The organism is Pseudomonas borbori (assembly GCF_900115555.1).
Lineage (GTDB): Bacteria > Pseudomonadota > Gammaproteobacteria > Pseudomonadales > Pseudomonadaceae > Aquipseudomonas > Aquipseudomonas borbori.
The window spans coordinates 125,878-144,343 of the sequence record NZ_FOWX01000004.1; the positions used below are offsets into that span (position 1 = coordinate 125,878).

Annotated in this window: 16 protein-coding genes; 6 read left to right on the forward strand and 10 right to left on the reverse strand. The window is 65.5% G+C overall.

Annotated features, from left to right (window positions below; all coding sequences use genetic code 11):
- Positions 1 to 191: 191 nt before the first annotated feature.
- Entirely contained in the window at positions 192 to 1,571 is a 1,380-nt protein-coding gene (gene dbpA / locus BM315_RS04295; RefSeq protein ID WP_090498174.1) for an ATP-dependent RNA helicase DbpA, read from the reverse strand.
- Between the two features lie 184 nt (positions 1,572 to 1,755).
- On the opposite strand from dbpA, the gene rloA2 reads away from it, so the two are divergent.
- The 3 genes from rloA2 to BM315_RS04310 all read left to right on the forward strand — a co-directional run bounded on the left by rloA2 (position 1,756) and on the right by BM315_RS04310 (position 5,137).
- Complete coding sequence (gene rloA2, locus BM315_RS04300; RefSeq protein WP_090498176.1) at positions 1,756 to 2,256, forward strand: retropepsin-like aspartic peptidase RloA2; 501 nt, start codon at positions 1,756 to 1,758, stop codon at positions 2,254 to 2,256.
- A 203-nt stretch (positions 2,257 to 2,459) separates the two neighbouring features.
- The gene (locus BM315_RS04305) at positions 2,460 to 4,490 is read left to right on the forward strand and encodes a methyl-accepting chemotaxis protein (protein ID WP_090498178.1); all 2,031 of its coding nucleotides are present in this window, start codon (positions 2,460 to 2,462) and stop codon (positions 4,488 to 4,490) included.
- Positions 4,491 to 4,696: 206 nt separating this feature from the next.
- Positions 4,697 to 5,137, forward strand: coding sequence for a CBS domain-containing protein (locus tag BM315_RS04310; protein ID WP_090498179.1), 441 nt, complete (start codon positions 4,697 to 4,699; stop codon positions 5,135 to 5,137).
- Between the two features lie 52 nt (positions 5,138 to 5,189).
- Here BM315_RS04310 and BM315_RS04315 read toward each other — a convergent pair whose 3' ends face one another.
- From BM315_RS04315 to BM315_RS04325, 3 genes are all read right to left on the reverse strand, one after another.
- Positions 5,190 to 5,528 (reverse strand): DUF2834 domain-containing protein, encoded by a 339-nt coding sequence (locus BM315_RS04315; RefSeq protein ID WP_090498353.1) that lies wholly within the window; start codon positions 5,526 to 5,528, stop codon positions 5,190 to 5,192.
- A gap of 80 nt (positions 5,529 to 5,608) precedes the next feature.
- Positions 5,609 to 6,238 (reverse strand): glutathione S-transferase family protein, encoded by a 630-nt coding sequence (locus BM315_RS04320; RefSeq protein ID WP_090498181.1) that lies wholly within the window; start codon positions 6,236 to 6,238, stop codon positions 5,609 to 5,611.
- A 59-nt stretch (positions 6,239 to 6,297) separates the two neighbouring features.
- The gene (locus BM315_RS04325; protein ID WP_090498183.1) at positions 6,298 to 7,254 is read right to left on the reverse strand and encodes a Vgb family protein; all 957 of its coding nucleotides are present in this window, start codon (positions 7,252 to 7,254) and stop codon (positions 6,298 to 6,300) included.
- A gap of 318 nt (positions 7,255 to 7,572) precedes the next feature.
- On the opposite strand from BM315_RS04325, the gene BM315_RS04330 reads away from it, so the two are divergent.
- The 3 genes from BM315_RS04330 to trhP all read left to right on the forward strand — a co-directional run bounded on the left by BM315_RS04330 (position 7,573) and on the right by trhP (position 11,078).
- The gene (locus BM315_RS04330) at positions 7,573 to 7,839 is read left to right on the forward strand and encodes a DUF4212 domain-containing protein (RefSeq protein ID WP_090498185.1); all 267 of its coding nucleotides are present in this window, start codon (positions 7,573 to 7,575) and stop codon (positions 7,837 to 7,839) included.
- 10 nt (positions 7,840 to 7,849) lie between these two features.
- Positions 7,850 to 9,616 carry a sodium:solute symporter family protein gene (locus tag BM315_RS04335; RefSeq protein WP_090498187.1) on the forward strand — a complete coding sequence of 589 codons (1,767 nt, stop codon included), beginning with the start codon at positions 7,850 to 7,852 and terminating at the stop codon, positions 9,614 to 9,616.
- Between the two features lie 145 nt (positions 9,617 to 9,761).
- On the forward strand, positions 9,762 to 11,078 hold the full coding sequence (trhP, locus tag BM315_RS04340) for a prephenate-dependent tRNA uridine(34) hydroxylase TrhP (RefSeq protein ID WP_090498189.1): 1,317 nt from the start codon (positions 9,762 to 9,764) through the stop codon (positions 11,076 to 11,078).
- A 155-nt stretch (positions 11,079 to 11,233) separates the two neighbouring features.
- Here trhP and BM315_RS04345 read toward each other — a convergent pair whose 3' ends face one another.
- From BM315_RS04345 to BM315_RS04370, 6 genes are all read right to left on the reverse strand, one after another.
- Positions 11,234 to 11,941 carry a 3'-5' exonuclease gene (locus BM315_RS04345; RefSeq protein WP_090498191.1) on the reverse strand — a complete coding sequence of 236 codons (708 nt, stop codon included), beginning with the start codon at positions 11,939 to 11,941 and terminating at the stop codon, positions 11,234 to 11,236.
- Complete coding sequence (locus tag BM315_RS04350) at positions 11,938 to 13,869, reverse strand: putative nucleotidyltransferase substrate binding domain-containing protein (protein ID WP_090498194.1); 1,932 nt, start codon at positions 13,867 to 13,869, stop codon at positions 11,938 to 11,940. The genes BM315_RS04345 and BM315_RS04350 overlap by 4 nt, the downstream gene beginning before the upstream one ends.
- Positions 13,870 to 13,996: 127 nt before the next feature.
- Entirely contained in the window at positions 13,997 to 14,467 is a 471-nt protein-coding gene (locus tag BM315_RS04355; protein WP_090498196.1) for a TlpA family protein disulfide reductase, read from the reverse strand.
- Positions 14,464 to 15,642: a sialidase family protein gene (locus tag BM315_RS04360; RefSeq protein ID WP_090498198.1), complete on the reverse strand. Its 1,179-nt coding sequence runs from the start codon at positions 15,640 to 15,642 to the stop codon at positions 14,464 to 14,466. Before BM315_RS04360 ends, BM315_RS04355 begins: the two co-directional genes overlap by 4 nt.
- A gap of 12 nt (positions 15,643 to 15,654) precedes the next feature.
- Positions 15,655 to 17,796, reverse strand: a complete 2,142-nt coding sequence (locus BM315_RS04365; protein WP_090498200.1) for a TonB-dependent receptor — start codon at positions 17,794 to 17,796, stop codon at positions 15,655 to 15,657.
- 277 nt (positions 17,797 to 18,073) lie between these two features.
- Positions 18,074 to 18,448, reverse strand: coding sequence for a DUF2946 domain-containing protein (locus tag BM315_RS04370; RefSeq protein ID WP_170862160.1), 375 nt, complete (start codon positions 18,446 to 18,448; stop codon positions 18,074 to 18,076).
- Positions 18,449 to 18,466: the final 18 nt, after the last annotated feature.

The window sequence follows — 18,466 nt, forward strand, 5'->3', positions numbered from 1 at the left end:
GGCGAATGCGGGCCGCAGGGCTGCTGCTTTGGGGCAGAGAGCAAAAGCAAGAGCATCGCCCCGAGGTCGGGCCTCCTACAGGTACGTGGGTATCGTCGGGCTGTTGTGGGAGGCGCGCCCCGCGGCGAATGCAGGCCGCAGGGCTGCTCTCAAGACCAAAGCTATGGCCATGGCGATCGCAGGCGAGTGCCTTACAGCGTGCGTACGCGCAGCGAGCGACCTTTGATCTTGCCTTCGCTCAGGCGTTTCAGGGCCTGTTTGGCCATGCTGCGTTCGACCGCGACATAGGCCTGGAAGTCGAAGATGGCGATCTTGCCGACCTGGCTGCCGGGGATGCCGGCCTCGCCGGTGAGGGCGCCGAGGATGTCGCCGGGGCGGACCTTGTCCTTGCGTCCGCCACCGATGCACAGGGTGATCATCGGCGGTTGCAGGGGTTCGCCGGCCTTGGCCTTGAGGCTGCTGAGCGGGTGCCAGTTGAGCGGGCTCTTCTGCAGGGTCTCGATGGCCTGGGCGCGATGGCCCTCGGCGGGGGCGACCAGGCTCATGGCCATGCCTTTCTCGCCGGCGCGGCCGGTGCGGCCGACGCGGTGGATGTGGATTTCCGAATCGCGCGCCAGTTCGACGTTGATCACCATGTCCAGGGCGTCGATGTCCAGGCCGCGGGCGGCCACATCGGTGGCCACCAGTACCGACAGGCTGCGGTTGGCGAACATCGCCAGCACCTGGTCGCGGTCGCGTTGTTCCAGGTCGCCATTGAGTGCCGCGGCGGAAATACCGTTGGCGGCGAGGTGGTCGACCACTTCCTGGCACTGCTGCTTGGTGAAGCAGAAGGCCACGCAGGACTCGGGACGGAAGCTGGCGAGCAGCTTGACCACCGCGTCCATGCGTTGCTCCGGGTCGATCTCGTAGAAGCGCTGCTCGATCTGCGCGTCGTCGTGCAGGGCCTCGGCCTTGACCTGCTGCGGGTCGCGCATGAAGGCCGCGGACAACTGCTTGATGCTCGACGGGTAGGTGGCGGAGAACAACAGGGTCTGCCGCTTGCTCGGGGTCTGGCCGATGATCTCGGCGATGCTGTCGTAGAAGCCCATGTCGAGCATGCGGTCGGCTTCGTCGAGCACCAGGGTGTTGAGGCCGTCGAGCTTCAGGGTGCCCTTGGCCAGGTGCTGCTGGATGCGTCCCGGGGTGCCGACGATGATCTGCGCGCCGTGCTCCAGCGAGCCGATCTGCGGGCCGAAGGGCACGCCGCCGCACAGGGTCAGGACCTTGATGTTGTCGGCGCCACGGGCCAGGCGGCGGATTTCCTTGGCCACCTGGTCGGCCAGTTCGCGGGTCGGGCACAGCACCAGCGCCTGGCAGCCGAAGTAGCGCGGATTGAGCGGGTTGAGCAGGCCGATGCCGAAGGCCGCGGTCTTGCCGCTGCCGGTCTTGGCCTGGGCGATCAGGTCCATGCCCTTGAGCATCACCGGCAGGCTCTGCGCCTGAATCGGCGTCATCGCCGTGTAACCGAGCGACTCGAGGTTGGCCAGCATGGCGGCGGACAGCGGCAGTGAGGAGAAAGCGGTGTGGGTCACGGTTCAGGCCTGTAAATCGAAATGGCGCGCAGTGTAGCAGGCGGGGGCGCCGGCGTTACTGTTGGTGCGACCGGGGGCAGCTCGCCTCAACCGGCCTCGGGGCCGTGTCGGCCGACAGCCGGTCGAACCATCCGCCGTGGGGCCTGTCGGAGTTCCTGACGTTTTTACGGAGCACTGACAGATTATGAAGATTGTTGCTGCACTCCTGGTCCTGGTCGCTTTGCCGGCGCTGGCCAATCAGCCGACGCTCTACGGGCGCTACGAATACATCGAGTTGCCGCAAGTCGGCCAGACCCTGAAAGCCAAGATGGACACCGGTGCGCTGACCGCCTCGCTGTCGGCCAAGGACATCGAGCAGTTCCAGCGCAACGGTGAGGATTGGGTGCGTTTCCGCCTGGCTACCGAGAAGGCCGACGACACCCTGTTCGAGCAGCCCCTGGCGCGGATCAGCGAAATCAAGAGCCGCGCCGAGGAGCAGGGGGCAGCCAGCAGCCCGGCGCTGGCCAAGCGCCCGGTGGTCGATATGCAACTCTGCCTGGGTAACCAGCTGCGCACCGTCGAGGTCAACCTCACCGACCGCAGCCACTTCGATTATCCGCTGCTGATCGGCACCAGCGCCTTGCGTGAGTTCGACGTGGCGATCAATCCGGCGCAGCGCTATACCGCCAATCAGCCGCAGTGCTGAAACGTTATTGGCCTATGCTGCAAGCAGCCGTCCGTGCTGCTTGCCTGAGCTGATAGCTTGTGAAAATCCCTCGCTGCGGCGTTGCGCTATGGCGCTCGATTTTTTCACAAGTCCTGACTCGAGTAGCCCGGCGTAATTCTTGCTAGATGGTGTTCTTTGCCACACCTGCTGCCAGGTGTGCATGGACTCGTTGGGGTGTCGTTATGACTGGAGTACTCAAGCCGGGTGTGCGCGTACTGGAGCGGTTCAGCTTCGCGCGTAAATTTCAGCTGCTGTTCGTCTTGTTCGTCCTGCCGTTGGGCTATGCGTTGTGGGTGATCACCAGCGATCACCTGGCCCGCCTGAGCCTGATAGACCACGAGCTGGAAGGCATGCACGGGGTGCAGGCGCTGGGTTCGGTGCAGCGTGAGCTGATCGCACAGCGCACCTTGTTGGCGCGCTGGAAGGGCACCGACCAGCCGGCCAAGGCACTCCTGGAACAACGCGCGAGCGACCTCGATCAGGCGCTGGAGCAGGCCGCGACCCTGCTGGCGAGTGCGTCGTCGAGCGCCCAGGCGCGTACGCAATTGACTGCCCTGCAAGGGCTGCGCGCCGAGCTGAGTGTGGCGGCGCTGGGCAAGATGGCGCTACCGGATGCCCTGGAGCGTTACCAAAAGACCCTGTTGCAACTGATGGCGCTACGTGAACAGGTGGCCACCGACAGCGGTTTGATTCTCGACCCGAACCTCGACACCTACCTGATGATGGAGCAACTGACCTTCACCCTGCCGCGCCTGCAGGAGCGTCTCGGTAGCTTCGCCAGCCAGGGTTATGGCGCGGTCTTCTCGCAGCATTTCACCCTGCAGAGCCGGGTGCTGATCCGCGATCTGCGCCGCGCCCTGGACGAGTCGCGCGGCCAGTTGATCAAGGCGCGTGCGACCCTCGGCCCGCAGACGGCGGCGTCGATGGGCGATTTGCAGGCCTCGTTTGCCGAGGCCGAGCAAGGTTTCGACAGGTTTCTTCTGGAGATCGACCGCGACATGTTCGAGACCAGCCCCATGGCCTTGAGCCCGCAACAGTTCATCGAGCGGGTCGACGCCTTGCAGGCGCAGCTGACGGACCTGCAGCAGGCCTTGTACCAGCAGTTCGCCCTGAGCCTGGGCGACTACCGCCAGCAGGCGCAGCGCGAAATGTGGCAGGTGATCGCCGTGTTCGGCGTGCTGACCCTGTTGGCGCTCTATGTGCTGTTGTGCCTGAATGCCTCGATTCGGCGCAGCACCGCCGGCATCATCGCCGCCGCGCAAGGCCTGCGTGACGGCGACTTGCGCGTGCACATGCAGGTGCATGGCGCAGACGATCTGGCGAGCATCGCCACCGCGCTGAATGCCGCGGTCGCCCAGTTGCGCGGCTCGCTGCAGGGCGTCGATCGGGAAAGCCAGAGCCTCGGCGGCACCGTGCAGCTGCTCAGCAGCCAGGCGCAGAGCGCGCTGGCGGCGGTGGAGCAGCAGCAGGGACAGATGAGCCAGATCGCCACCGCCGCCACGCAGATGGCCGCCACCGCGCAAAGCGTGGCACAAAGCTGCGAGGAGGCCGCGGTGGAAGCCGGGCAAACCCGCGAGATCGCCAACCAGAGCAACCAGCGCAGCGTGCGCACCAGCGCCAGCATGCGCCAGCTCGGCAGCCGCCTGGGCGACAGCGCGGCGACCCTGCAGCAACTGCGCATGCAGACCGAGCAGATCACCCGGGTGGTCGATGTGATCAAGGGCATTGCCGAACAGACCAACCTGCTGGCGCTCAATGCCGCCATCGAGGCGGCGCGCGCCGGCGAGCAGGGCCGCGGCTTCGCCGTGGTCGCCGACGAGGTGCGCTCGCTGTCGCAGCGCACACAGAACTCCACCGCGGAAATCGCCCAGACCGTGGCCGACCTGCACCGGGTGGTCGGCCAGTCGGTCAGTTTGATGGAAGCGGCCGTGCTGCAGGCCGAGGGCGATGTCGGCAGCGTGCTGGCCATGGGCGAGGACCTGGCCGGGATCGTCGAGTCGGTGCAGCGGGTCAGCGACCGCCTGGCGCAGATCGCCACCGCCGCCGAACAGCAGGCGGCCACCGCGGACGAGGTCAGCGGCAATATCCAGCAGGTCGACCAGGGCGCCAGCGCCATGCTCGACGGCGCCCAGGCGGTGAGCGAAGCCGCCGAGCACTTGCGCCGCGGCAGCCAGGGGCTGGCGCAGAATACCGGGCGCTTCAGGCTGGACTGAATATCCCGTGACCGCCCTGTCGCGGTCTGTCGCCCGTGATCGGCCACAAGCAGGGGCGTCCATGGCGCATATTTTCGGACGGCATACCCGCGCGGAGCGTGGGGGCGAGCAATGTTCAGTTTGTGATCGCTGCAGCGGCTTGGCGACCAGGACCGATCCGCGCATTATCCTCAATGTCCGATAAGCCGCAGAGTGGGAGCCACTGCATGAAAACCGTTGCCGAGATGCTTAGAGCCAAGGCGCAGGCCGCCGTCCATAGCGTCGGCCCCGATACCCTGGTGTTAGACGCGGTCAAGCTGCTGGCCGAGAAGGGTATAGGCGCGTTGCTGGTGCTGAAACAGGGCCGCCTGGTGGGAATCGTCAGCGAGCGCGATTATGTGCGCAAGATCGAGTTGCTGCAGCGCTCGGCCTTCGGCAGCAAAATCAGCGAGATCATGACCAGCGAGGTGGTCACGGTCGGCCCGCGGGACAGTTTGCAGTTTTGCATGCAACTGATGACCGACCGCCATCTGCGCCATCTGCCGGTAGTGGCCGAGGGCGAGCTGATCGGCCTGCTGTCGATCGGTGACCTGGTCAAGCACACCATCGCCGAGCAGGCCGGCCTGATCCAGCAACTGGAACAGTACATTCGCGGCGAACACCCTTAGCAGACCGTCGAAAAACTACCTGGGTTGGCTCTCTTGATAAAAGAGAGGGGCGTTAAATATCCTCTTGGGGATGACGGCAGGCCGGGCTGTCTTTGCCCAGGGCCTTGGCCACCAGATAGAGCAGTGGGCCGACCGACACGAACACGGCGGTCAGGACAAGGAACGGCAGCAGATAAACCAGGGATTTACCCCGCGCCTTGGCGTCGCGGTACATCCACACGCAGGCCAGGGTGGCGAGTATGTACAGGTCGATCAGCACCTGGGCGGTGTCTGCGCTGGACATCAGTTGCAGGCCGAATTGCAGCAGCGACTGTTCGGCCTGCAACATCACGTAGAGGGTGTAGGCGCCGAACGCCAGCAGGGTGATCAGTGGCAGTGCGAGTTTTTTCATGGTGCCGTCCTTGGTTGGCATGCAGGAGCCAGCAAGGGCTCGGCGTCCCCCTGGCTCCTGCGAAGAGTGGTTGCGGTGGCTCAGGCCGGTGGTCGGGTCGCCTGCATCGATGGCCGCTGGCTGACCTCGGCATACCAGGCCGCCAGTTGCGGGAAGCGTTCGCGCCAGCCCAGTTGCGGCTGACGCAGATCCAGGTAGCCGAGGGCGCAGGCGACGCCGATCGCGGCGATGTCGAAGTGGCAGGCCAGCTCGGCAATCGCCTCGTTCTCGAACTGCTGCAGGGCGCGCTCGATCTTTGCCTGCTGCCCCTCCTGCCATTGTTCCCAGCGTTTTTCCGACGGGCGCAGAAAGGTCTCGTAGCGGATCAGCACGGCGGCGTCGAGGATCGCATCGGCCAGCGCGGCGAGGGTCAGGCGCCGCCAGCGCGCCGGCCCCTGCGACGGGATCAGCGGGTCACCCACATGTTGCTGGTCGAGGTAGTCGAGGATCACCCGGCTGTCGTGCAGCACGTTGCCGTCGGCCAGGCGTAACGCGGGAATCTTGCCGGCCGGGTTCTGCGCATTGACCGCCGCGCTAGGGTTGGTCGGGCTCAGTTGCACCTCCTGCAGGGCGACCCGGTCGAGCTGGCCGGTCTCGTGCAACAGCAGCATGACCTTGCGCACGAAGGGCGAGCTGGGCGAGTAGAACAGGGTCATGCTGGGGCTGGACATGCTGCCTCCTGAATCAGGTTCGTCGAAAGAGTACTGCGTTCGCCCGGCGGTTGCATGGCTCAATAACGAATGACCACCAGCCGGTCGGTGCCCGATTCGGCGCCCCAGACCTCGCCCGGACGGCCGAGCATCTGCCGCACGTTGGCGTTGGGGCGGTCGCTGGGGTAGCTCTGGAAGCGTTCCCGGACCGGATCGAAATGCACGATGGCATTGGCCGCGAAGTCGGTCAGCCAGACCTGATCCCGCTCATCGACATACACCGAGTAGGCGCGCGGCGCGTGGCCCGGGAGTTTCCAGCTATGCCAGCTGTGCGCCTCAGGGGCGTAGCGACTGACCTGGCCGCTGTTCCACTCGCTGATCCACAGGTGGCCGTGCGAGTCGCCCCAGATGCGCCGGGCGCCCTGGTCCTCGGTGGGCGGCTGGATCACCGTGGCCGCGCCGCTGAGCGGGTCGATGCGGGCGATATGGTTGCCGGCCAGCGAGGCGTACCAGACGCTGCCGTCCGCGGTCGCGGTTATGCCATAGGGGCCGCGGCCCAGCGGCGCCGGCCAGACCTCGATCTGTCCGCTGGCCGGGTCGAGGCGGCCGTAGAAGCCGTTCTGCCCGGTAAACCAGAGGCGTCCCTGTGGATCGAACGCGGCGGTATTCAGGTTGGCCTGGGCCGCGCTGGGCGGCAGGGGGAAGACGTCGATGGCGAGGCTGCTGCCATCGACCCGGACGATGGCGTTGAGGCCGCTGTCGGTGACCCAGGCTGCGCCCTGGTCATCGACGATCACCCCATGGGGGGCCGAGCCCGGACCCAGCGGCACCTGTTCGGTCGCTCCACTTTGCGGGTCGAGGCGGCCCAGGGCGCCCTGGCGTTGCGCGCTGTACCAGACCCGGCCATCCGCCGCCGGTGCCACGTCATGCGGGCCGGCGCCCGCCGGCAACGGGTAGTACTGCACCTGCGCGGCCTGCAGCGCGGGGCCGCACAGGCTGAGCAGGAGGATCAGGCCAAGGCGGATGGGACGGTTCATGGCGGGCTCCCGAGGCAGAGGTGCATAGCTGTATGGACCGGAAAACCGGCCGAAGGTTACCGGTTGCAGGCGCAGCCGCTACGGCGGCCGTCGTTTTGCCCGCCAATCCCGGACTTGAGCGGCTGCCGCGCATTCGACCTTGGTAGGGGCGGCGGCGCCCGGCGGCTCGGGTTGTGTGCCTGAACGTCGCGCAAATGGGGGCTTGTCCGCGGTCTGCAAGTGGCAGGGCGGGGGCACTCGACCAAAGTCTCACTGGCGGTCACCACTGGGACTGCTAAGTTGCAAGGGTCAAAACAACAAAAACGAGGAGTCCCTCACATGTCCGTATCCAAGCAAGAGGCCGCCAAGGCCTACTGGAAAGATAACCTGCGACTGATGTTGACCCTGCTGGCCGTCTGGTTCGCAGTGTCGTTCGGCGCAGGGATTCTGTTCGTCGACCAGCTCAATGCCATTCAGTTCTTCGGCTTCCCTCTGGGCTTCTGGTTTGCCCAGCAGGGGTCAATCTATGTGTTTGTCCTAATGATTTTCTTCTACGTGTGGAAGATGAATCAGTACGACCGCAAACACGACGTCCACGAAGAATAAGGCGCCGAGCATGGATACCCAAACTCTGATCTACCTGTTCGTCGGCGCGACCTTCGCGCTTTATATCGGCATCGCCCTGTGGACCCGTGCCGGTTCCACCAGCGAATACTACGTCGCCAGCAAGGGCGTGCACCCGATCCTCAACGGCATGGCCACCGGCGCCGACTGGATGTCGGCCGCCTCGTTCATCTCGATGGCCGGGATCATCTCCTTCATCGGTCTGGACGGCAGCGTCTACCTGATGGGCTGGACCGGCGGTTACGTGCTCCTGGCCATGTGCCTGGCGCCCTACCTGCGCAAGTTCGGCAAGTTCACCGTGCCGGATTTCATCGGCGAGCGTTATTACTCGCAGACCGCGCGTCTGGTGGCGGTGGTGTGCGTGATCTTCATCTCCTTCACCTACGTGGCCGGGCAGATGCGCGGCGTCGGTATCGTCTTCTCCCGCTACCTGGAAGTGGACATCAACACCGGCGTAGTGATCGGCATGTGCATCGTGTTCTTCTACTCGGTGCTGGGCGGCATGAAGGGCATCACCTACACCCAGGTGGCGCAGTACTGCGTGATGATCTTCGCCTACATGGTGCCGGCGATTTACATCTCGATGATGATCACCGGCAACCCGATCCCGCAGCTGGGCTTCGGTAGCGAAGTGGTGGGCACCGGCCAGTCCGTACTCGAACGCCTCAACGGTCTGAGTACCGAACTGGGCTTCGCCACCTACACCGATGGCAGCAAGTCGACCATCGACGTGTTCTTCATCACCATGGCGCTGATGGTCGGTACCGCCGGTCTGCCGCACGTGATCGTACGCTTCTTCACCACCCCGACCGTGCGTGCGGCGCGTCTGTCCGCCGGTTATGCCCTGCTGTTCATCGCCATCCTCTACACCACCGCTCCTGCTATCGCCGCTTTTGCCCGGATCAACCTGCTCAGCAGCATTCCGGAAACCAGCTACAGCGAAGCGCCACAGTGGGTGACCAACTGGGAGAAATCCGGTCTGATCGCCTGGCTGGACAAGAACGGCGACGGCAAGATCCAGTACGGCCCGGGTGCTCCGTTCGCCGGTGCGCCGACCTTCGGCCCCGAGCGTGGTGTCAACGGTGAGCGCATGGTGACCAATGCCCCGAGCGAAGCGGCTACCGAGCTGTACGTGGACCGCGACATCATGGTGTTGGCCAACCCGGAAATCGCCAACCTGCCGGGCTGGGTGGTCGCGCTGATCGCTGCCGGTGGTCTGGCGGCGGCACTGTCGACTGCCGCGGGCTTGCTGCTGGTAATCTCCACCTCGATCTCGCACGACCTGCTCAAGAGCAACCTGATGCCCAACATCAGCGAGAAGAAGGAGTTGCTCGCCGCGCGGGTTGCCGCCGGTGTGGCGGTAGTGGTCGCCGGTCTGTTCGGCATCTACCCGCCGGCCTTCGTCGCGCAGGTGGTGGCGTTCGCCTTCGGTCTGGCGGCGGCCTCGTTCTTCCCGGCCATCGTCATGGGGATTTTCTCCAAGAAGATGAACAAGGAAGGCGCGATCGCCGGCATGGTGGTCGGTTTGGCCTTCACCTTCAGCTATATCGTCTACTACAAGTTCATCTTCCCGACTGCCGGGCCGGCTGACTGGTGGTTCGGTATCTCGCCTGAAGGCATCGGTACCCTGGGCATGATCTTCAACTTCATCGCTGCCATCGCAGTATCCACGGTTACCGCTGCACCGCCGGAGCATATCCAGCACATCATCGAAGACATCCGCATCCCGCGTGGTGCAGGTGCCGCGATCGATCACTGAGTGCTAGAGCGCTAAACAGGACGCCCCGGAAACGGGGCGTTTTGCTGTGTGCAGGATTCCGGTTTTTTATAGATGCAGATCAAGGCCGGTTGCCAGCTGCGTGCTTAGAATCGCGCCCCCTCCTGGATTCTCGAGCCTGCGGCATATGGTTTCTGCACCCCGTCATACCGAACTGCTGTCCCCAGCCGGCACCCTGAAGAACATGCGCTATGCCTTCGCCTACGGGGCCGATGCGGTGTATGCCGGGCAACCGCGTTATAGCCTGCGGGTGCGCAACAACGAGTTCGATCACGCCAACTTGGCGCTCGGCATTGCCGAGGCTCATGCCCAGGGCAAGCAGTTCTACGTGGTGGTCAATATCGCGCCGCACAATGCCAAGCTGAAGACCTTCCTCAGGGACCTGCTGCCGGTGGTGTTGATGGGGCCGGATGCGCTGATCATGTCCGACCCCGGCCTGATCATGCTGGTGCGCGAGCATTACCCACAGATGCCGATCCACCTGTCGGTGCAGGCCAATGCGGTGAACTGGGCCAGCGTCAAGTTCTGGCAACAGCAGGGCTTGAGTCGAGTGATTTTGTCGCGCGAGTTGTCGCTGGAAGAAATCGCCGAGATCCGCGGCGAAGTGCCGGGCATGGAACTCGAGGTGTTCGTCCACGGCGCGCTGTGCATGGCCTATTCCGGGCGCTGCCTGCTGTCCGGCTATATCAACAAGCGCGATCCCAATCAGGGCAGTTGCACCAACGCCTGCCGCTGGCAGTACAAGGCCGAGCCGGCGCAGGAGAACGAGCTGGGCGATATCGTGCGCCTCGTCGAACCGACCCTGGGCGTAGGCGCGCCGACCGAGCAGGTGTTCCTGTTGGAGGACGGCAGCCGTCCCGGCGAGCAGATGGCCGCCTACGAGGACGAGCACGGCACCTACATCATGAACTCCAAGGATCTGCGCGCGGTGCAGCATGTCGAGCGCCTGGTGCAGATGGGCGTGCATTCGCTGAAGATCGAGGGCCGGACCAAATCCCACTACTACGTGGCGCGCACCGCCCAGGTCTACCGCAAGGCGATCGACGATGCCGTGGCCGGCAGGCCGTTCGACAAGTCATTGCTGGGCACTCTGGAATCCCTGGCCCATCGCGGCTACACCGAGGGCTTTCTGCGTCGTCACGTGCACGACGAATACCAGAACTACGAGCGCGGCAGCTCGGTGTCCGAGCAGCAGCAGTTCGTCGGCGAGCTGACCGGCGAACGGCGCGGCGAGCTGGCCGAGGTGCGGGTGAAGAACCGCTTCGCCCTCGGCGATGGCCTGGAGCTGATGACGCCCCAAGGCAACCTGCGCTTCAGCCTCGATCACCTGGAAAACCGCCAGGGCCAGGGTATGCAGGTCGCCCCCGGCGACGGCCATGTGCTCTATCTGCCGCTGCCGGCCGAGGTGCAGTTGCAGTACGGCTTGCTGATGCGCGATCTGTAGGCTCGTCCATGGTGGATGAAAAGAGCGTCATCCACCCTACAGGGTTCAGGTAGACCGGATGCAATCCGGGCCACGGTGTTGCGGTGCGCGCGGCGCACCCTACGAGGTGCGGCGAATGCCGGCTAGGGTGCGCCATGCGCACCAATGGCCAGGCCTTACAGCGAATGCGCGCGCTGGCGTCGCTGCCAGCTGGCCAGGCGTTGCTGCAGGGCCAGCAGGCTGTCGAGCTGTTGCCGGCGCGCCTTGCTGAACAGGATCAGGGCCAGCTCGGCAGTTGCCAGGGCGTCGGCGCTGGCGTGGTGGCGCTGCTGTACCTGCAGGCCGAAGTAGCGGGTCCAGTCGTCCAGGCCGCCGCGCGGGAGCTTGGCCTGCGGGCAGAGCAGCGGCGCCAGTTCGGCGATATCGAAGAAACGGTGGCGCAGGCTGTAGCCCAGGCTCTGCTTGAGGGCGCGCGCGAGCATGCGTTGGTCGAACCCGGCGTGGAAGGCCAGCAGCGGGCTGTCGCCGACGAACTCCATGAAATCCAGCAGCGCTTCGGCGGGTTCCACGCCGTTGGCGATCGCGCTCGGAGCGATGCCATGGATCAGCACGCTGGGGCCGACCTTGTGGTCGAGGCGGTGCAGGGTGCATTCGAATTGTTGGCTGAAATCGATGGCGCCGCGGTCTATCGCCACCGCGCCAATCGACAGCAACCGGTCGCGTTTCATGTCCAGACCGCTGGTCTCCAGGTCGAGCACCACCAGGCGCTGTTCGCCCAGCGGCCGGTGGTCGAGGGCGGCAGGTTCGGCCAGGCCGATGCGCCGATCCAGTTGCGCTTCGAGCAGCGCGGGGCCGCGGCCGCTGAACCAGGTGAACTGGCTCATAGCTGGTACCTCAGGGCCAGGCTGCTTTGCAGGCGCTGGGCCTGGCGGAAGGCTTCGCGCAGGATGCGTCGGTCCAGCTGGTTGAGGCTGTCGGGATCGATGCGGTTGGAGTAGGGCCGATCCTGCTGGGCTTGCAGCTGATGCTGTTGCATGCGCGTCTGCTGGATGAAGTGGTAGGCCTCTTCATAGGCGGCGCCGTCGAGCGGTTCGATCACGCCCTTGGCGATCAGCTCGCGCAGGCGTTCCAGGGTGTTGCAGGTCTCGATACCGTGGGCCAGGGCCAGCAGGCGGGCGCCGTCGACGAAGGGGGTCAGGCCCTGCACCTTGAGGTCGAGGGTGTCCTTTTCGGCGCCCTTGCGGGCCACCACGAAATCGCGGAAGCGCCCGACCGGCGGGCGCTGGCGCAGGGCGTTTTCGGCCATCATGCGTTGGAACAGGCTGTTGCCGGCGATCTGCTTGAGCAGACCCTGGCGCACCAGGTCACAGCCGTGGGGATCGCCCCAGACCACCCGCAGGTCGAAGTAGATGCTCGATTTGAGCAGGTTCTCCGGGGTCGCCTCATCGATAAAACTGTTGAAGCGCCGCGTCCATTCATGGCGCGACAGGCACAGCTCGGGGTTGCCGGCCATGATGTTGCCCTTGCACAGGGTGAAACCGCACTGGGCCAGGCGCTGGTTGATCTCGACGGCCAGCGGCAGCAGGCGTCGGCGCATGTCGGCGGCGGTCACCGAGTCGGCGGCCTCGAACAGGATGCCGTTGTCCTGGTCGGTGTGCAGGGTCTGCTCGCGGCGGCCTTCGCTGCCGAAGCACAGCCAGGTGAAGGGCACGCCGGGGTCGCCGAGGTCTTCCAGGGTCAGTTCGATTACCCGGCATACGCTGTGGTCGTTGAACAGGGTGATGATGTGGGTGATCTGGGTCGAGCTGGCGCCGTGGGCGAGCATGCGCTCGACCAGTTGGCGGATATCGCTGCGCAGCGCGGCCAGGGTCTCGACCGTGCCGGCATGACGGATGGTGCGGGCCAGGTGGACCAGGTCGACCCGCTGCAGGCTGAACAGGTCGCGCTCGGAGACCACGCCGCACAGGCGCTCGTGCTCGACCAGGCAGATATGGGCGATATGCCGCTCGGTCATGGCGATCGCCGCCTCGAAGGCGCTGGCGTCGGGCGGCAGGTAGAAGGGCTCGAGCGTCATCAGGCTGGCGATCGGCTGATCCAGCGAGCTGCCGTCGGCGATCACCCGGCGCAGGTCGCGCAGGGTGAAGATGCCCAAGGGTTTGAGCGCCGGATCGACGATGACGATGCAGCCGACGTGCTGCTCGTGCATCAGTTGCACGGCCTTGCGCAGCGGGGTGGCCGGCGTACAGCTGATTGGCTGGCGCATGGCCAGTTCAGCCAGGCGGCTGTCCAGCGAATATTGCGCGCCCAGGCTTTCCACCGCGCGCATCTGTACCTGCTGGTTGACCTGGTCGAGCAGGCTGCTGACCCCGCGCAGGGCGAAGTCGCGAAACGGGTTGGACAACGCGAACAGCTTGACGAAGGCCGGCTTGTTCAACAGCAGGCAGAAGGTGTCTTCGGCGGCCAGGTGTTCGGTGCGGGTGGCGCGCTCGCCGATCAGTGCCGCCAGCGGGAAGCATTCGCCGCTGGTGATTTCGAAGGTGGTTTCCGTGCCGCGCTTGGCCGAGTGTGGACGCTCGCCATGCACATGGCCCTGCTTGACGATGTAGAAGTATTCGACCGGGCCGTCGGTCGGCTTGATGATGGTCTCGCCGGCGCTGTAGAAGCGCAGCTGGCAGTTTTCCACCAGGTAGGCCAGGTGGGCCAGGTCCATCTGGTTGAACGGGGGGTATTTCTGCAGGAACTCCACGGTGCCGTGGATGTTCTGCAGCACCGCTGTCTTGCCCGCCTGGGTGTAAGCGTCCGATTTGCTCATGCCGCGCGGCCTCGAAGCAACTGTGAGTGACTATGGTCTGCCGCAACGGTCAGGGTGCCCATTGGACGTAAGTCTAGTCGGGTCTGACCGTCCGCCCTGTCGGCGAAGTCGCTCGCCTGGTTCAGGCTTACTCCAGGCCAAGCAACTGCAAGGCGCGCTGCGGCGCTATCACCCCGGACAGTGCCTGGCGGCCACCCTGGCCATCGAACAGCAGGGTGCGCGGCAGCTCGCCGCGCCAGTTCGGATCGATGGCGAAGGCCAGGGCTTCGGGCGCTTCGTTGCCGTAGGCGAAGTGGCGGCCGGGCACTGCCAGTTTTTCCAGTGCCTCGGCATGAGCGCTGGCGGCCGGTTCGCTGGCCAGGGTGATCAGCTGGATGCCCGGGTGCTGGCGCAGCAGTTCGCCGAACTGGGCGAGGTTCTTCTTGCAGTAGGCGCATTCCAGCGACCACAGCGCCAGCAGGGTGGGTTGCCGGTATTGGCCGGGGTCGACGAGCAGGCGGGCCTGCTCCTTGTTCAGCGCCTCGATCGAGGGTTGGGCGCAGGCCAGGCTGGCGATCAGGCAGAGGCTGTACAGGCAGCGGGAGAAGAAGTGGGTCATGGCAGGGGGTATCCTTTGAGGCCGTGCTGTTCGCTGTGCCAGAACGCCAGCAGCCGCTGGCCGTGGCGCAACAGGCGGGGGTGGTCGGAGGGGCCGTTGCTCTGGGCCAGCGCTGTACGGCGGAAATTGCGGCCGCCGTCGTCGGAGATTTCCGCGAGTAGTTGGGTCTGTTCGCCGTCGAATTCCTTCCACAGCAGCACCACCCGCTGGCCCAGGCTGGCGACGCTGGCATGCGCCGCGCGCGGCCCGCCGACGGCCCGCTGGCCTTGTACCCCCTGCGGGGCGAGCTGGCCGTAGAACAGCGGGCCGTCCTCGCCGTGGGGGCTGAACCAGACCGCGTGGCGCTTGCCGGCGTCATCCACCGCCAGCGACGGGCCGTGGTGCGGGCAGGCATCTATGCGCCAGGCATCGAAGGTGGCGCGTTGCAGCGGCTCGGCCGCGCCTTGGCGGGGCAGGCGCAACAGGGCATGGTCGCGCTCGCTGTTGGCGAACAGCTGGCGCCACAGCAGCAGCAGACTGCCGTCGTTATCCTCGGTGAGGGCCAGGCGGCAGCACTGGCAGGAGTGGTCGGCCAGCTTGTATTCGGCGGCAAAATTGCGCCCGCCGTCATCCGAGTGCGTGGCATACAGCGCCGATCCGCTGTACTCACGATCGGCCTGCTTGGCGGCCATACCCTCGCGGCCGTCGATCCAGACCAGTTGCAGGCGCCCGTCCGCGCCCAGGTGCATGCGCTGGAAGCTGTGTCCGGTCAGGCTGCGATCCCGGTGCACGGTGATGGGTGCACTGAAGTCGCGGCCATTGTCGGCGCGGGCGAAACGCACATCGCCGGTGAAGCGCTGCTCGAAGCGCCGCGACCAGCTGACATAGAGCGCGCCATCCGTGCCCACGGCCAGCTGCGGGTGGTTCTCGCCGTCGGCCGCGATGGCTTCGGCGTCCCGGTTGACCCGGGCGTGGGCCTGCCAACTGTTGCCGTCGTCTTGGCTGCGCTGGATCTGGATGTGGCCGTGTGCGACCCGTGCCGCATAGAGGGCGCCATCCGGGCCCGAGGCCAGGCCGACGGCGAGTTCGCCGTGCTGGCCGCCGTGTTTGCCATGGTCGCCGCCAGCGGCCAGGGCCAGCTGCGCGAGGCCGCTCAGCAGCAACAGGACCAGCCAGCATAGGGTGTGTCGTTTCATCGGGTCTGTCCTTTACCAGCGCAGTTGCACGCCAACCGTGAGGTTGCGTGGCAGGCCGGCGTTGTAGGTGGGGCCGCTGTTGTTCAAGCCGGAGGTTTCCGCATAGCGCTTGTCCAGCAGGTTGCTGAGGCTGGCGAAGACTTCCGTCTGCGCGTCGAACAGGTAGTTGCCGCGCAGGTGCAGCAGGTCATGGCCACCGTATTTGCTGGTGTTGGCCGCATCGCGCCAATAGCTGCCCAGATGCTGCCATTCCAGCTCGACCCGGCCGCCGTTGAAGGCCGCTGGGGCGTAGTTGAGGCGGCTGTTGCCGATCACCCGGGGCGCCGCTTCCATCTCCTTGCCACTGTAGTCGAGGCTGTCGGACACCGACCATTTCTCGTAGCTGTGCTTGGCGTAGGACAGGCTGTTGTCCAGGCGCCAGGCATCGCTCAGTTGCACGCCCAGGCCCAGCTCGATGCCGCGGTGCAGGGTTTCCCCGGCGTTCACCGCACGGCGCTGGTTGGTCAGCGGATCCTGGAAACTGAGGATGTCGTCCTTCTTCGTCATGTGGTACAGCGAAACCTGGTAGTCCAGGCGTTTGCCGTAGCCGCGCAGGCCGATTTCGTAGTTGTCCACCAGCACCGGCTTGAGATCGAGCAGGGCGTCGGCGGCGGCCTGGGCCCGCAGCGCATTGCTTTCCCGCGAGCCACGGAACACCTGGCTCTCCGAAGGCGCGCGGAAGGCGTTGCTGTAGGCGACGAAGGCGCTCAGCGATGGAGTGAAGGCATAGGTGGCGCCGAGCTTGGGGCTCAGGTGCCGGTAGCGCACCTTGTCGTCGCCGGCATGGCCGTACCAGCCATTGCCCGGGAAGGCGCCGGACACGCCCTGGCTGGCGCCGGCCTGGCCGCCGTTGAAACGGTTGTCGTAGTCGTACTGCATCCGGTCGTAGCGCAGGCCGGCGGTCAGGCGCAGCTTGTCGCTGGGCGACAGTTCGCCGTGCAGGTAGGGCGAGATGCTCTGGAAGGTCACGTCGTAGTCGTAGATGCGTACCGGCGCCACGGCCTGGTTGAGTTGATAGTCGGTGGCGCCATGGGCGTTGCTCGTGCGCGTCAGGGCGATCGAGTCTTCCTCGCGCGAGCCGGGGCTGTAGTCGTAGTCCAGGCCGACGATCAGGCGGGTGCGCAGCGGCTCGAAGTCGACGCGGTATTTGCTGAGAAAGCCGAACGAGCGGTTGGCGGTGGTGTAGTCGCTGGGGTCGTAGCTGACCGACCAGCTGGGGATGATGTCCATGCTGTTGTCACGAAAATAGGGGGTGAAAGACAACAGGCTGTTGGCGTCCAGTTCATAGTCGAAGGCGCTGGAAATGCGCAGTGCTTCGACCTGACGGGTAGAGAAGGGGATGTTGTTGTGCCGCTCGTCGTGGCGGTACTCGGCCTGATTGAGGCTGCCGACATGGGCCTGGTCGATCTGCGAGTAGGACAGCACCGTCTTCACCCGCAGCGCGTCGCTTTGCTGGCGATCCCAGCGCAGCAGGGCGCTCTGTCGGTCGTAACCGGCATGTTCCTGCCAGCCGTCCATGCGGGTCAGATTGAGGCTGGCGCGAAAGCCGTCGCGCTCGTTGGAGTCGCCGGCGTCCAGCAGCAGGCGCTTCCAGCCGTAACTGCCGATTTCACTGGAGAGACCGAATTCGGCCTGGGGTGGCGGCTCCGGAGTGAGCACGTTGACGATCCCGCCGATGGCATCGGAGCCATAGAGGGCGCTGCCCGGCCCCTTGCTGACTTCGAGGCCGCCGGACTGCGGCACGTTGATCTCGTAGAGCGCGTTGTGGTTGAAGAAGCCGGTGGAGCGGGTGGGAATGCCGTCCTCGAGAAACAGGTACACAGGGGCGGTGGTCAGCGGCTGGCGAATGGCGGTGGAGTGGCCTTCGCCGGACAGGTTGCTCAGGCGCACGCCGGGCATGCGGTTGAGCACTTCGCTGGGGTGCCGGGGGCGCAGTTCGGCAATCTCATGGCCTTCGCTGCGCACCACGCTGGCGGGTATTTCGCTGAGTTTCTGCGCCTCGCGGGTGGCGGTAATGGTGGTCGGCTCCAGGTGCAGAGCGTGCGGCTGGCCGTCGGCGGCGTTGGCGCCGCCGACTATGCCGGCCAGCAGGCCGGCCAGGTACTTGCTGTTCATGCGGTTCCCCAAAGCGCCCGCTATCGAGCGGGCACGAATCATGGCTGCCGGCGCGGCAATGGCCGCGCCGGCAGTTAGTGGCCTGTGTGGCTAGTTCAATTAGTCAATTTCGGCGCCTGAGGCCCTGATACTGCGTTGCTGCTCCTCGCCATAGCCAGCTATGACTCGTCGCAGCGCCTTGTCTCAGAACCTCAGTCATCCGAACTTGAGTTAACCAACTAGCCGTACAGGCCACTAGCGTTAGCAGATGCTTATAGTTGCTGTGTGCAGGTGGACTTCAGGCCTGCCGGGGAGGAGCGCGCGAGAGCGCCGCGGGCCAGGTGCGGCGGTGAGGGAGGAAGGTTGTCCTGGCGCCTGTGATGCCGAGGCGCGGCGCGACGAACAGCGCCAGGTCGAATGTGTTGCCGGGCAGTTGCGCCTGGCTGCAATGCAGGCTGCACCACAGGCAGGGGTTGCTCGAGTGTTGGGAGCCGCCCGTGTCCGCCGGTTGCTCCACGGCAACCTGGACGTAGCCCCGCGCGGTACACATTTGCGTCCAGGTAACCGACGCCCCGGCGGTTTGCCCGGGCATTGGCATAAGCGCGGCAAACACCAAGGCCAGGCTGGTGAGCCAGAGGGTCAGCAGGTGTCGGTGCGGTTGGATGCGCGCCATGCGAGCGGGCCAAAACAG